At 72.9% G+C, this 14,133-nt stretch carries 8 protein-coding genes; 6 read left to right on the top strand and 2 right to left on the bottom strand.

From position 1 onward, the window contains the following. Positions 1 to 3: 3 nt before the first annotated feature. Positions 4 to 2,424 carry a beta-galactosidase gene (locus ACYU96_RS06185; RefSeq protein ID WP_460750339.1) on the top strand — a complete coding sequence of 807 codons (2,421 nt, stop codon included), beginning with the start codon at positions 4 to 6 and terminating at the stop codon, positions 2,422 to 2,424. A 127-nt stretch (positions 2,425 to 2,551) separates the two neighbouring features. Here the strand turns inward: ACYU96_RS06185 and ACYU96_RS06180 are convergent, their stop codons facing one another. Next, positions 2,552 to 3,613 (bottom strand): LacI family DNA-binding transcriptional regulator, encoded by a 1,062-nt coding sequence (locus ACYU96_RS06180; protein ID WP_460750336.1) that lies wholly within the window; start codon positions 3,611 to 3,613, stop codon positions 2,552 to 2,554. 206 nt (positions 3,614 to 3,819) lie between these two features. Here ACYU96_RS06180 and ACYU96_RS06175 point away from each other — a divergent pair, with 206 nt between their 5' ends. The 5 genes from ACYU96_RS06175 to ACYU96_RS06155 all read left to right on the top strand — a co-directional run bounded on the left by ACYU96_RS06175 (position 3,820) and on the right by ACYU96_RS06155 (position 13,397). Beyond that, positions 3,820 to 4,206 carry an L-rhamnose mutarotase gene (locus ACYU96_RS06175; protein WP_460750333.1) on the top strand — a complete coding sequence of 129 codons (387 nt, stop codon included), beginning with the start codon at positions 3,820 to 3,822 and terminating at the stop codon, positions 4,204 to 4,206. 303 nt (positions 4,207 to 4,509) lie between these two features. Next, positions 4,510 to 7,905, top strand: coding sequence for a CARDB domain-containing protein (locus ACYU96_RS06170; protein WP_460750330.1), 3,396 nt, complete (start codon positions 4,510 to 4,512; stop codon positions 7,903 to 7,905). 256 nt (positions 7,906 to 8,161) lie between these two features. Then, positions 8,162 to 9,325: an L-rhamnose isomerase gene (rhaI, locus tag ACYU96_RS06165; protein WP_460750327.1), complete on the top strand. Its 1,164-nt coding sequence runs from the start codon at positions 8,162 to 8,164 to the stop codon at positions 9,323 to 9,325. Positions 9,326 to 9,369: 44 nt separating this feature from the next. Continuing rightward, positions 9,370 to 11,556: a bifunctional rhamnulose-1-phosphate aldolase/short-chain dehydrogenase gene (gene rhaD, locus ACYU96_RS06160; RefSeq protein ID WP_460750325.1), complete on the top strand. Its 2,187-nt coding sequence runs from the start codon at positions 9,370 to 9,372 to the stop codon at positions 11,554 to 11,556. Continuing rightward, positions 11,553 to 13,397, top strand: a complete 1,845-nt coding sequence (locus tag ACYU96_RS06155) for a rhamnulokinase (RefSeq protein ID WP_460750322.1) — start codon at positions 11,553 to 11,555, stop codon at positions 13,395 to 13,397. The genes rhaD and ACYU96_RS06155 overlap by 4 nt, the downstream gene beginning before the upstream one ends. Before the next feature lie 145 nt (positions 13,398 to 13,542). On the opposite strand, the gene ACYU96_RS06150 is transcribed toward ACYU96_RS06155, so the two are convergent. After that, positions 13,543 to 14,115, bottom strand: coding sequence for an alpha/beta hydrolase family protein (locus ACYU96_RS06150; RefSeq protein ID WP_460750319.1), 573 nt, complete (start codon positions 14,113 to 14,115; stop codon positions 13,543 to 13,545). Positions 14,116 to 14,133: the final 18 nt, after the last annotated feature.

Genomic DNA, 14,133 nt, shown 5'->3' with positions numbered 1-14,133 from the left:
CCCATGCGACGACGCACCACTCCCAGCAGCTTCGACCCCGCTGAGACCCGTCCCTGGAACGCCGGCCTGGACGGTCTCGGGTTCGGCGGCGACTACAACCCCGAGCAGTGGCCCGAGGACGTCCGTCTCGAGGACCTCGAGCTCATGCGCGAGGCCGGCGTGAACATCGTCAGTCTCGCCATCTTCGCGTGGGCCACCATCGAGCCGCGCGAGGGCGAGCTCGACTGGACCTGGCTGGACACCACGATGGACCGCCTCCACGCGGCGGGCATCCAGGTCGCCCTGGCCACGGCCACCGCGGCGGTCCCTCCGTGGCTCACCCGCAAGCACCCCGAGATCCTCCCGCAGCGGGCCGACGGGACCGTCCTGGCCCAGGGCTCCCGGCAGACCTACTCGGTCCACCACCCGGTCTTCCGCGACTACGCCGTCGCCATGGCGGAGCGCGTCGCGCGCCGCTACGCGGACCACCCGGCCCTCGCGCTGTGGCACGTCGACAACGAGATCGGCTGCCACATGCCGCGCGACTTCTCGCCGGCCGCCGCGGAGGGGTTCCGCGACTGGCTGCGCGAGCGCTACGGCGACCTCGACGGACTGAACGAGGCCTGGGGGACGGCGTTCTGGTCGCAGCGGTACGGATCGTTCGACGATGTGCTCCCGCCACTGGAGACCACCGCGTTCGCGAACCCCACCCAGCGGCTCGACTTCGACCGGTTCAGCTCGGACGCGCTCCTGGACTACTACCGCGACCTGCGCGACACCCTCCGCGAGATCACACCGCAGGTGCCGACCACCACGAACCTCATGGCCGGCAGCCACCAGGAGATGGACTACTTCTCCTGGGCGGACGACCTGGACGTCGTCGCGAACGACCACTACACGATGTCGGCGGACCCGGACCGGCATCTGCTCCTCTCCCTCAGCGCCGACCTGGCCCGCGGGATCGCGGGCGGCGACCCGTGGATCCTCATGGAGCACTCCACGAGCGCCGTGAACTGGCAGGAACGCAACCGCGCCAAGCAGCCGGGGGAGATGGTGCGGAACTCCCTGGCGCACGTCGCACGCGGGTCCGACGCCGTGATGTTCTTCCAGTGGCGCGCGAGCAAGGCCGGCGCGGAGAAGTACCACAGCGCCCTCGTCCCGCACGCCGGGACGGACTCGGACCTGTGGCGCGACGTGGTCGGGCTGGGGCAGGCGGTGCGGGCGCTCGGCGAGGTCCGGGGCTCGCGCGTGGTCGCGCGGACGGCCCTCGTCCTGGACTGGCCCGCCTGGTGGGCCTGCGAGCAGGACGTCCACCCCACGCAGGTGCGGTACCCCGATCAGGTCCTGGCCTGGTACAAGGCGTTGTGGCGTCTCGGGGTGACGGTGGACATCGTGCCGCCGTCGCGTGACCTGGACGGCTATGACCTGGTCGTGGTGCCGAGCCTCTACCTCGTGTCCGACGCCGACGCCGCCCGCGTCTCCGCCGTGGCCGAACGCGGCGGACGTGTGCTCATCACCTACTTCTCCGGGATCACCGACGAGCACGACCACATCCGCCTCGGCGGCTACCCGGGCGCGTTCCGCGACCTCCTGGGTGTGCGGACCGAGGAGTTCTTCCCGCTCCAGGAGGGCGAGCAGGTGCGCGTCTCCGGCGCGTCGCTGCCCACGGGCGGCCTCGCCGCCGATCTCTGGACGGAGAAGTCGACGGTGTCCGACGGCGTCGAGGTGCTCGCCGCGTACGACGACGGCCCGCTGCCGGGCAGCCCGGCGGTCACGCGCCGGACGGTCGGGGCCGACGGCGTACGCCCGGGCACCGGGCCGTCGGCAGGCCTGGCTGGGGCGGAGGGAACGGCTGCCTCGGCGGACCTGGCCGGATTGGCGGACCTGGCCGGATCGGCGGGAACGGCCGGATCGGCGGGAACGGCTGGGTCGGCGGGAGCGGTTGGGTCGCCAGGAACGGCTGGGTCGGCGGGCACGTCCGGGTCGGGCCCGGCGTCCTCGGCCGGTTCCGCCTGGTACGTCGCCACCCGCCTGTCCGACGACGGGGTCGCCCACATCGCGCGCCGGGTCGCGGAGGAGGCGGGCGTCCTCCCGCCGGTCGCCTTCCCGGAAGGCGTCGAGGTGGTGCACCGCGTCGCCGAAGACGCGGAGTTCGTCTTCGCGATCAACCACACCGGCGCGGAGGTCACCGTCGACGCCGGCCGCCCGGAACCGTCGTCGGACACGGACACGGACACGGACACGGGCACGGACACGGGCACGGGCACGGACACGGACACGGACACGGGCACGGACACGGGCACGGACACGGGCACGGACACGGGCACGGACACGGGCACGGACACGGGCACCACCGGCAGGGAACTCCTGACCGGCGCGACGGTCCACGGCACCCTGACGATCCCGGCAGGTGGGGTCCGCGTGGTCCGACTGCCCGCCCGTTAGACCGCATCGCCCCGCAACTGCTGCTGGATGGCGGTTCAACAGGGTGCCGGAGACCTTTCCTGCTCCCTTGAATGGATTCGAAACCCTGTTGAACCGGAATCAGCAGCGAGGGTCGGTGGGTGAGTCGTCAGGGGGAGGTCGACGACTCGCGGAGCACCAGTTCCGGGGAGAACATCATCTGTTCCGGCTGCGAGGTCTCCGGGCGGAACAGGAGGTCGGCCGCGCAGGCGCCCAGCTCCACCGTCGGCTGCCGCACAGAGGTCAGCGGCGTGGCGAGCTCCGCGGCGAAGGTGACGTCGTCGTACCCGACCACCGCGACCTCCTCCGGGACCGCGACGCTCTCCCGGCGCAGCGTGCGCAGCACGCCTAGCGCGACCAGGTCGTTCACGCAGAACACGGCCGTCGGGCGCGTGGCGGCCGGCAGCTCCAGCGCCTCCCGGATCCCCGCCTCGCCCCCGTCGGGGCTCAGGCTCGGCACCGTGATCTCCACCAGCCCGGTCCCGGGGTCGAGCCCGGCGCCGGTCATCGCGGCGACGGCACCCTCCAGGCGGTCCCGGCACTGCCGGATCGAGTGCGGCCCGTTGAGGAGGGCGATCCGCTCGTGCCCCTGCGCGATCAGGTGCTCGACGGCGAGGCGCCCGCCGGCGACGTCGTCCACCGCGACCGAGGCCAGCTCCGGGACCGGCGACGGCCGGTCCAGCAGCACGGCCGCCGTGCCGCGTTGCTGCAGCTCCAGGACGTGATCGATGTCGTCGGTGGCCGGGCTGACGATGATGCCCTGCACCCCGTGCTCCTCGTAGAGCCGCAGGTAGCGACGCTCGCGGTCCAGGTCCTCGTCGGACCCGGCGACCATGAGCGTGAACGAGTCGCGCTCCAGGCGGTCCTGGATGCCGCGCGCGGCGTCGGTGAAGAACGGGTTCGAGAGGTCCAGCACCACGACGCCGACGCTTGTCAGCGTCCCCGCCCGGAGCTGCCGCGCCGAGCCGTTGCGCACGAAGCTCAGCTCGGCGATGGCGGCCTCCACGCGCTCGCGGGTCGCGGGGAGCACCCGGTCCGGCTTGTTGAGCACGTTCGAGACGGTGCCGACGGCGACGCCGGCGGCCTTGGCGACGTCGGTGATCGATGCCCGACGGCGCGTCCGCGCGCTCGCCGGACCCGCCGCGTTCGACGCGTTCGTGGAGTTGCCCATACGTCATTATGAAGCGATTCACGAGTGGGTCGCGTCGGCATCGGCGGGTCCCGGGCGCGCGGGAGCGGGCCGCGACGGCGGTCCGCCGGGCGCGCCGGCGGTGCTGGCGGCCCGCACGACGGCCGAACGGCCGGGTCGTGCACCCGCGGTGGTGGTCCGGGACGGGATAGTGTTGAACCGTTTCAGTGCCGACGGGGAGGTCGACGATGACGAATTCCGCAGCGGGTGCTCCGCGGCGAGGCCGGGTGTGCTTCACCTCGCAGGTCCGGACGGACCGGCTCGACGAGTACCGGGTGGCGCACGCCGCCGTGTGGCCGGAGATGCTCGCGGCGCTGCGCGACACCGGCTGGCGCGACTACCACCTGTACCTGCGCGACGACGGGCTGCTGGTCGGCATCCTCGAGACCGACGACTACGACGCCGCACAGGCCGGCATGGCGGCGACCGAGGTGAACGCCCGCTGGCAGGCGGAGATGAGCGGCTTCTTCGTCGACGAGGGCAGCCCGGACGAGGGCTTCGCGATCCTCGACGAGGTCTTCCATCTCGAAGGACAGCTCCGGGCCGCGGGCCTGCCGGTGGCGCCCGGGAGCTGACGGCGCGGCCGGTCCTGCTGAGCGGTCGGCGTGGTATCGGTGACCGCTTCCCTCTTGACGCCTCTCTCCCGGGTCCAATAGCGTCCTCACAAGCGCAAGAAATTGACAGGCAACGAGAAAGAAGCAGCGAAGTTGCTGCAACTCTCCAATTTGCCCCGAGGCGGCCTGCCCCATGGGTCGCCTCGGTGGTGTCGACCCGATCCACCCAGGACGCCGACGCACCTCAGCACCGCCGCGCCGTCGTCGGGCAACGCCGCCCGCGGGTGGAGGAGCCCCGCCTCGGCGGGAGAACGAGGACGTCCCATGAGAATCCCCTGGAAGCACACGGTCGTGGCGGGAGCCGCGGTGGCGCTCGTCGCGCCGATCGGCCTGAGTGCCGTCGCGCACGCCGCGGACGCCGCGAACCTCGCGCTCGGCAAGCCGATCGCGGCGTCGTCAACGACGCAGACGTACGCCGCGGGCAACGCGAACGACGGGAACGCGAGCACCTACTGGGAGGGCGCGGGTGGGCAGTACCCGTCGCACCTCACCGTCGACCTCGGCGAGGAGGCCGCCGTGGAGCGCGTCGTCGTCACGCTGCCGCCGCCCGCCGCCTGGTCGCCGCGCACGCAGACGTTCAGCGTGCTCGGCCGGTCCGACGGCGAGTCGTCGTTCCGGACGCTCGAGGCGGCGGCGCCCTACGGCTTCGACCCCGCGACCGGCAACCAGGTCGAGATCCCGCTCGACGCGGAGACCGACCAGATCCGCCTCGCATTCAACGCCAACACCGGCGCGGGCAACGGCCAGGTCGCCGAGCTGCAGGTGTGGGGCACGCCGACCGGCGACCCCACCGACCCGCCGGACCCGACCGACCCGCCCACCGACCCGACCGGCACGAACTACGCGCAGGACCGCCCGGTGCAGGCGTCGTCGGCCGAGTGGACCTACGTCGCCGCGAACGCCGTGGACGGTGACACCGGGACCTACTGGGAGGGCGCGGGCGGGCAGTACCCGTCCACGCTCGACGTCTCCCTGGCCGCGTCCACGCAGCTCAGCAGCGTGCGCGTGCGCCTCGACCCCGATGCGGCCTGGGGCGCGCGGACGCAGACGTTCTCCGTGTGGGGGCGTTCCGGCACCGGCTCCTGGCAGGAGCTCGCGCCGCCCGCCGAGCACGCGTTCGCCCCCGCGAGCGGCAACGTCGTCGACGTCCCGGTGGCCGGGACCGTCACCGACGTGCGCCTGCGCTTCACGGGAAACACGGGCGCGGGCAACGGTCAGGTCGCCGAGCTCGAGGTCTACGGCGACCCCGAGCCCAACCCCGATCTCACGGTCACCGCGGTGACCACCTCCCCGGAGTCGCCCACGGCGGCCACGCCCGTGACGCTCACGGCGACGGTGGAGAACATCGGTGACCGCGCGTCGGCGGGGACCACGCTCGACGCGGCGGTCGGCGGCAGCACCGCCGGATCTGCGGACGTCGGGGCGCTGGAGCCCGGCGCGAGCACGCAGGTCGAGGTCGCGACCGGCACACATCGTGCCGGTGAGCACACGGTCGGCGCCGCCGTCGACCCGGAGGGCGAGGTGACCGAGCAGGACGAGACCAACAACGCGTTCACCTCCCCGGTGAAGCTCGTGGTCGGCGAGGCGCCCGGGCCTGACCTCGAGGTGGTCTCGGTGTCCTCGGACCCGTCGTCCCCCGCCGTCGGCGACGAGGTCACCTTCACGGTCACGGTGCGCAACCGCGGTGACGAGCCGGTCGCCGCCGGGACCGTGACGCGCGTCGTCGCGGGCAGCAGCACGCTCGACGGGACGACGCCGGCGATCGGCGCCGGCGAGACCGTCACCGTCACGCCGGCCGGCTCGTGGACCGCTGCCGACGGCGGCGTCACCGTGACCGCCACCGCCGACGCGACCGACGTCGTCGACGAGACGGACGAGGGCAACAACACCGGCACGCACACGCTGACCGTCGGGCGCGGTGCCGCCGTGCCCTACACGACCTACGAGGCCGAGGACGGCGACTTCACGGGCGAGCTGCTGCAGACCGACCCGCTGCGCACGTTCGGGCACACCAACTTCGCCACCGAGTCCTCGGGCCGCGAGTCCGTGCGCCTCACCGGGACCGGCGAGTACGTGGAGCTCACGTCCACCGGCCCGACGAACTCGATCGTCGTGCGCAACTCGATCCCCGACGCCGCCGGCGGGGGCGGCCAGGAGAAGACCCTCAGCCTCTACGCCGACGGCGAGTTCGTGCAGAAGCTGACCCTCTCCTCGCGCCACTCGTGGCTGTACGGGACGACGGACCAGCCCGAAGGGCTGACGAACACCCCGGGCGGGGACGCGCGCCGGCTCTTCGACGAGTCGCACGCGCTCCTCGGCCAGGACTTCCCGGCGGGCACGACGTTCCGGCTGCAGCGCGACGCCGGCGACGACGCGCAGTTCTACGTCATCGACCTGGTCGAGCTCGAACAGGTCGCGGACCCGCTGCCGAAGCCGGCGCAGTGCACGTCCATCACGGAGTACGGCGCGACGCCTGACGACGACACCGACGACACCGAGGCCCTCCAGCAGGCGGTCACCGACGACCAGAACGGCGACATCGACTGCGTGTGGATCCCGGCCGGCCAGTGGCGTCAGGAGCAGAAGATCCTCACCGACGACCCGGAGGACCGCGGCCAGCACAACCAGGTGGGCATCCGCGACGTCACGGTCCGGGGTGCCGGGATGTGGCACTCGCAGCTCTTCACGCTGACCGAGCCGCAGGACGCCGGTGGCATCAACCACCCGCACGAGGGCAACTTCGGGTTCGACATCGACGGCGGAACGCAGATCTCCGACATCGCCATCTTCGGCTCGGGCCGCATCCGCGGTGGCGACGGCAACGACGAGGGCGGCGTCGGGTTCAACGGGCGGTTCGGCGAAGGCACCAAGATCTCGAACGTGTGGATCGAGCACGCCAACGTCGGCGCCTGGGTGGGGCGCGACTACAGCAACATCCCCGAGCTGTGGGGGCCTGCCGACGGCCTGGAGTTCTCCGGGATGCGCATCCGCAACACCTACGCGGACGGCATCAACTTCTCCAACGGCACCCGCAACTCCTCGGTGGTGGGCTCGACGTTCCGCAACACCGGCGACGACGCCCTCGCGGTGTGGGCCAACCCGTACGTGAAGGACACGTCGGTCGACATCGCGCACGACAACACGTTCCGCAACAACACCGTCCAGCTCCCGTGGCGGGCCAACGGCATCGCGATCTACGGCGGCTACGACAACAGCATCGAGAACAACCTGGTCTACGACACCATGAACTACCCCGGCATCATGCTGGCGACCGACCACAGCCCCCTGCCCTTCTCGGGGACCACGCTCATCGCCAACAACGGGCTGCACCGCACCGGCGGGGCGTTCTGGAACGAGGACCAGGAGTTCGGGGCGATCACCCTGTTCCCGCAGACCCACGACATCGTCGGCGTGACCATCCGGGACACGGACGTCGTGGACTCCACCTACGACGGCATCCAGTTCAAGAACGGCGGCGGGAACATGCCCGACGTGCGGCTCACGAACCTGCGGATCGACGGGTCCAACAACGGGTCCGGCATCCTCGCGATGGGCGGCGCCCGGGGCAACGCCATCCTGTCGGACGTGACGGTCACGAACTCGGGTGAGGGCGACATCGAGAAGGAGCCGGGCTCGACGTTCGTCTTCAGCGGCGAGTAGCTCGGGATCGCCTCCATGCGGTCGGGGGTCTCCGTGGGGTCCGGTGCACGCCGGACCCCACGGAGACCCCCGGCCCCAGACGTTCCTGGACCGGGGCCGGCGCCGTCGTCCGTCGGGCGGCGGCGCCGGCCCCGTGGCGGGCCCGGTCGCCTTGACCCTGCCCCGGGCGGAGGTTAGTCTCTCCTTGAATCGTTTCAACAGTGTCTTCGGACACCACGCACTGCGCGCAACGCTGCGCCGGAAGGGAGCCGTGCCGATGACGCCCGAACACGCCCAGGCGGCACTCCGTGACCAGACCATCGAGCTCCCGTCGTGGGCCTTCGGGAACTCGGGGACCCGGTTCAAGGTCTTCGGCCAGCCAGGCGTCCCGCGCGACCCCTACGAGAAGCTCGCCGACGCCGCGCAGGTGCACCAGTACACCGGCGTCGCGCCGCGCGTCAGCCTGCACGTCCCGTGGGACCTGGTCGACGACTTCTCCGACCTGTCGCGTCACGCCGCCGGCCTCGGCGTCACCATCGGGATGATCAACTCGAACGTCTTCCAGGACGACGACTACATGCTCGGGTCGCTCTGCCACCCCGACGCCGCTGTCCGGCGCAAGGCGGTCGACCATCACCGGCAGTGCGTCGACGTCATGCGCGCGACCGGGTCCAAGGACCTCAAGGTCTGGCTCGCCGACGGCCTCAACTACCCCGGTCAGGACTCGATCCGCGCCCGCCAGGACCGGCTGGCCGAGTCTCTCGCCGAGGTCTACGCGGCGCTCGACGAGGACCAGCACCTGGTGCTCGAGTACAAGTTCTTCGAGCCGGCCTTCTACACCACCGACGTCCCCGACTGGGGCACGTCGCTGCTGCACTGCATGGCACTGGGCGACCGCGCGAACGTCGTGCTCGACACCGGCCACCACGCCCCCGGCACCAACATTGAGTTCATCGTCGCCCAGCTCCTGCGCCAGGGCCGTCTCGGCGCCTTCGACTTCAACAGCCGCTTCTACGCCGACGACGACCTGATGGTCGGCGCCGCGGACCCGTTCCAGCTCTTCCGGATCATGCACGAGATCGTCCAGGCGGGCGCGCTCGCCCCGGACTCCGGCGTCAACTTCATGCTCGACCAGTGCCACAACATCGAGCCGAAGATCCCCGGCCAGATCCGGTCCGTGATGAACGTGCAGGAGGCCACGGCCAAGGCGCTGCTGGTCGACGCCGAGGCGCTGAGCGCCGCCCAGCGGGCCGGCGACGTGCTCGGCGCGCACGGTGTCCTCATGGACGCCTACAACACGGACACCCGCCCGCTCCTCGCGGAGCTCCGCGAGGCCCAGGGCCTGGCCCCGGACCCCATGACCGCCTACGCCGCGTCCGGCTACGCCGACAAGATCGCCTCCGAGCGCGTAGGCGGTGCCCAGGCGGGCTGGGGCGCGTGAACGCAGCCGGCCACGCCCACACACTACGAGGGAGCAGCAGCCCGATGACCATCCAGACCAGCCCGGCCGTCGACGCGCTCGTCGCGCGGTCGAACCGCCTGGGCTCCGACCCGCGGGTCACCAACTTCGCCGGCGGCAACACGTCCGCCAAGGGCACCGCCACCGACCCCGTGACCGGCGACGACGTCGAGCTCCTCTGGGTCAAGGGCTCCGGCGGCGACCTCGGCACGCTGCGGGCCCAGGGCCTCGCGGTCCTCCGCCTCGACCGCATGCGGGCCATGGTCGACACCTATCCGGGCGTCGACCGCGAGGACGAGATGGTCGCCGCCTTCGACTACTGCCTGCACGGCAAGGGCGGCGCCGCGCCGTCCATCGACACGGCCATGCACGGCCTGGTCGACGCCGCGCACGTCGACCACCTGCACCCGGACGCCGGGATCGCCGTAGCCGCCGCGGCCGACGGCGAGCTGCTCACCGCCGAGATCTTCGGCGGCGACGTCGTCTGGGTCCCGTGGCGCCGTCCAGGCTTCCAGCTCGGCCTCGACATCGCGGAGATCAAGGCGAAGAACCCGCAGGCGATCGGCTGCGTCCTCGGCGGCCACGGCATCACGGCCTGGGGCGACACCTCCGAGGAGTGTGAGCGGCGCTCGCTCGCCATCATCCGGCGGGCCGAGGAGTTCATCGCGGCCCGCACCGCTGAGCGGGGTGATCACCCGTTCGGCGCCGTGCGCCCCGGCTTCGAGGCGCTCCCCGACGACGACGCCGCGACGGACGATGCCGCGACGGACGGCACCGTGACGGCCGGAACCACGGAGCAGTCCGGATCCGACCCCGACCACGCGCCGGCGGGCGACGCCCCGCCCCGCCGTCTCGGCCGTCGCGCCAAGGCGGCGGCCCTCGCTCCGGTGATCCGCGGGCTGGCCTCGACGGATGCGCCGCAGGTGGGACACTTCACCGACTCCGCCGTCGTGCTCGACTTCCTGTCCCGCGAGAAGCTGGCCGCGCTCGCCGACCTCGGGACCTCCTGCCCCGACCACTTCCTGCGTACCAAGGTGAAGCCGCTGGTCGTGGACCTGCCGTCGGACGCACCCGTGGACGACGTCGTCGCCCGGCTGCACGAGCTGCACGCGCTGTACCGGGAGGACTACGCGGGCTACTACGAGCGCGGTGCGGCCGCCGCCCGGGAGCGCGGCGAGGAGCCGCCCGCCATGCGCGGGGCGGACCCGCTCGTCGTGCTGGTGCCGGGCGTGGGCATGTTCTCGTTCGGGCGGAACAAGCAGACCGCCCGGGTGGCGGGCGAGTTCTACGTGAACGCGATCAACGTGATGCGCGGGTCGGAGGCGATCTCCACCTACGCGCCCATCGACGAGTCGGAGAAGTTCCGGATCGAGTACTGGGCACTGGAGGAGGCCAAGCTCCAGCGCATGCCGAAGCCGAGGGCACTGGCCACGCGGGTCGCGCTGGTCACGGGCGGGGCGTCGGGCATCGGCCTGGCGACCGCGCGGCGGCTCGCGGCCGAGGGGGCGTGCGTGGTGATCGCGGACCTGGACGCCGGGAAGGCGCGGGCCGCGGCCGACGAGCTCGGCGGGTCCGACGTCGCCGTCGGCGTCGCCGCGAACGTGACCTCCGCCGTCGAGGTGGCCGCCGCCGTGGACGCGGCCGCGCTGGCGTTCGGCGGCGTGGACCTCGTGGTGAACAACGCCGGCCTGTCGATCAGCAAGCCGCTGCTCGAAACCACCGAGCAGGACTGGGACCTGCAGCACGACGTCATGGCACGCGGCTCGTTCCTGGTCGCACGCGAGGCGGCCCGGGTGATGATCGCCCAGGGCATGGGCGGCGACGTCGTCTACATCGCGTCGAAGAACTCGCTGTTCGCGGGCCCGAACAACGTGGCGTACTCCGCGGCCAAGGCCGACCAGGCACACCAGGTGCGCCTGCTCGCCGCCGAGCTCGGCGGGCACGGCATCCGCGTCAACGGGATCAACCCCGACGGGGTGGTGCGCGGTTCCGGGATCTTCGCCGGGGGCTGGGGGGCCAAGCGCGCGGCGGTCTACGGCGTGCCCGAGGAGGAGCTGGGCCAGTTCTACGCGCAGCGCACCCTGCTCAAGCGCGAGGTCCTGCCGGACCACGTGGCCGCGGCGGTGTTCGCGCTGGTCGGGCCGGACCTGTCGCTCACCACGGGCCTGCACGTCCCCGTCGACTCGGGCGTGGCCGCGGCGTTCCTCCGATGACCGCGGCGTTCGTCGCCGTCGACCTGGGCGCGACCTCGGGCCGCGTCATGCTGGGCATCCTGCACCCTCTGTCCGCTCGGCGCGCGGAGTCGGCGACGTCCGGGCGCGGGCCGTCCGCCGACACGGCACGCTCCGTGGACGGCGCGGGTGCCGTGGGCGGGGTGCGCGGCACGGACGGTGCAGGCGTGGACGGCGCGGGTGGCACGGACGGGGCGAGTGGCGTGGGCCGCGCGGGCGCCGCGGCGCGGGTCGAGCTCGTCGAGTGCGGCCGGTTCCCGAACGGGCCCGTCGCAGGCGACGGCGGGTTGCGGTGGGACATCGAGGCGTTGTGGGGAGGCATCCTGGCCGGGCTGCGCGAGGCCGGGGCCGCCGCCGCCCGGCGCGGGCTCGAGGTGCGGGGGATCGGCATCGACTCGTGGGCCGTCGACCACGGCTTCCTGGACGACGACGGTGCTCTGCTCGGCCGGCCCTGGTGCTACCGGGACCCCCGGACCGACGCCGCGCGCGAGCGCGTCTACGCGCGGATGCCCTTCGCCGAGCACTACGCGGTCAACGGGCTGCAGGACCTCCCGTTCACGTCGGTGTTCCAGCTCGTCGCGAGCGCGGCCGGCGACGCGGGCCGTGGTGTCACCGGTGCGGCACGAGCAGGCGTCGGCGTCGCGGAGGAGTCCGGGTGGACCCGCGTGGCGTGGGTGCTGCTCATCCCTGACCTCATCACGTGGCGGCTCACGGGCCGACGTGTGGCCGAGGTGACGAACGCGTCCACCACCGGCCTGCTCGACGCGCGTACCCGGACCTGGTCCGACGCTCACGTCGCGGCGCTCACCAAGGAGTTCCCGGAGCTCGGCGACCTACGGGCACGCCTTCCGGAGCCGGTGGAACCGGGGACCGTCGTCGGGCGGCTGCTCCCCGACATCGGGGAGGCGACCGGCCTGGCAGGCGTGCCGGTGTTCGCCGTCGGCTCGCACGACACGGCCTCGGCGGTCGCGGCGGTGCCGCTCCCGGCAGCCAGGGGAGGTGCGCGGGCCGAGGCCGCCGCCTACATCTCTTCGGGCACGTGGTCGCTGGTCGGTCTGGAGCTCGGGGCACCGGTGCTCAGCGACGCGAGCCGCGAGGCGAACTTCACCAACGAGCTCGGGGTCGACGGCACCGTGCGCTACCTGCGCAACGTGATGGGGCTGTGGATCCTCAACGAGTGCGTGCGGGAGTGGTCGGAGGCCGACGGCGAACCGCTCGACCTGCCGGCGCTCCTGCGGGCCGCGGCCCGCGAGCCGGGCGGCCGCTGCCTCATCGAGGTCGACGGCGAGGACTTCCTCGCGCCGGGCGGAATGGCCGGCCGGGTGCGGGCCGCCATCGACCGGAGGCTGTCCGGCGACGTGCCGGGCGGCGTGCCGGGCGACGGCGCCGACGCAGGGCCGAGCCGTGGACCCGAGGACGGGTCGAGCGGCGCGCCGAGCGCGTCGGTCGGATCGGGTGCCGGGCGGGAGCCGGTCCCGGACACCCGGTCCGCGACGGTCCGGGTGGTGCTCGACAGCCTCGCGGCCACCTACGCCCGGGTGGTCCGGCGGGCCGGCGAGCTGGCGGGAGTCCGGGTCACGGCGATCCACGTCGTCGGCGGCGGGTCGCAGAACGACCTGCTGAACCGCCTCACGACCGAGGCGACGGGTCTGCCGGTGCACGCGGGCCCGGTCGAGGCGACCGCGCTCGGGAACCTCCTGGTCCAGGCCCGTGCGGCGGGGGCCCTGACGGCCCCGGACGGCGGCCCGGCGTCGCGCGCGGACCTGCGAGCGACGGTCCGCGCGAGCACGCACCTGCGCACCTACGAGCCGTCGATACCCTGACCGCCGTCGGCCGTCGGCTGCTGGTGCTCGTGGCCACTGACGTCCGTCGGACGTCGAGACTCGCCGAGCGCCCATGGCCGCCGCACGTCGGCACCCGGCGGGTGCCGACGGGTGCCGGGGCGTCAGTCGCGTGCGGGGTCGGGGCTCATGGGTGGTCGGTGATCCAGCCTGCGACCGCCTGGGCCGTCTCCGGGTCCTTGCCGCGCAGGTCGTGCGCTCCGGGGAGCATCACCCGTGTGACGTCCCCGGGGATCGCGGCGGCGTGCGCGGCCAGCTCGTCCGGCGTGCCGAACGGGTCCTTGTCGCCGGAGACGAAGAGCACGGGAACACCCAGGTCGCCGAAGTGGTCCACCCGCAGGCGGTCCGGCTTGCCCGGCGGGTGGAGCGGGTAGCTCAGCAGCACGAGCCCCGCCGCCGGGAGGCCTTCGGCGACCGCCATCGAGCACATGCGCCCGCCGTAGGAGCGGCCGCCCAGGAGCAGCCGGTCCGTCGTCGTGCCGAGCTCCTGCGCGAACGACTCCGCCTCCTGGACCAGGTGTGCCACGGCGACAGGTGGCCGGTCCGGCATCCGCTTGCCGGCGATCCGGTACGGGAAGTCGACGCGCCGCACGGGGACGGGCGGGTCGAGCGCGGCCAGCGCCTCCTCTACCGCGACCAGCGTGTGGTGCTCGCGCGCGGCCCCGGCCCCGGGTGTCAGCAGCAGTCCGGAGATCTTCACCGCACCATCCTGGCCTAC

This window comes from Myceligenerans cantabricum (assembly GCF_054777735.1).
Note: the sequence above shows the minus strand (reverse complement) of the source record. Positions and strands in the feature narration are given on the sequence as shown.

Excerpts from the sequence above, each read along its gene's own strand:
- ACYU96_RS06185 (WP_460750339.1), top strand. The coding sequence starts at position 4 with ATGCGACGACGCACCACTCCCAGCAGCTTCGACCCCGCTGAGACCCGT.
- ACYU96_RS06180 (WP_460750336.1), bottom strand. The coding sequence starts at position 3,613 with ATGGGCAACTCCACGAACGCGTCGAACGCGGCGGGTCCGGCGAGCGCG.
- ACYU96_RS06175 (WP_460750333.1), top strand. The coding sequence starts at position 3,820 with ATGACGAATTCCGCAGCGGGTGCTCCGCGGCGAGGCCGGGTGTGCTTC.
- ACYU96_RS06170 (WP_460750330.1), top strand. The coding sequence starts at position 4,510 with ATGAGAATCCCCTGGAAGCACACGGTCGTGGCGGGAGCCGCGGTGGCG.
- rhaI (WP_460750327.1), top strand. The coding sequence starts at position 8,162 with ATGACGCCCGAACACGCCCAGGCGGCACTCCGTGACCAGACCATCGAG.
- rhaD (WP_460750325.1), top strand. The coding sequence starts at position 9,370 with ATGACCATCCAGACCAGCCCGGCCGTCGACGCGCTCGTCGCGCGGTCG.
- ACYU96_RS06155 (WP_460750322.1), top strand. The coding sequence starts at position 11,553 with ATGACCGCGGCGTTCGTCGCCGTCGACCTGGGCGCGACCTCGGGCCGC.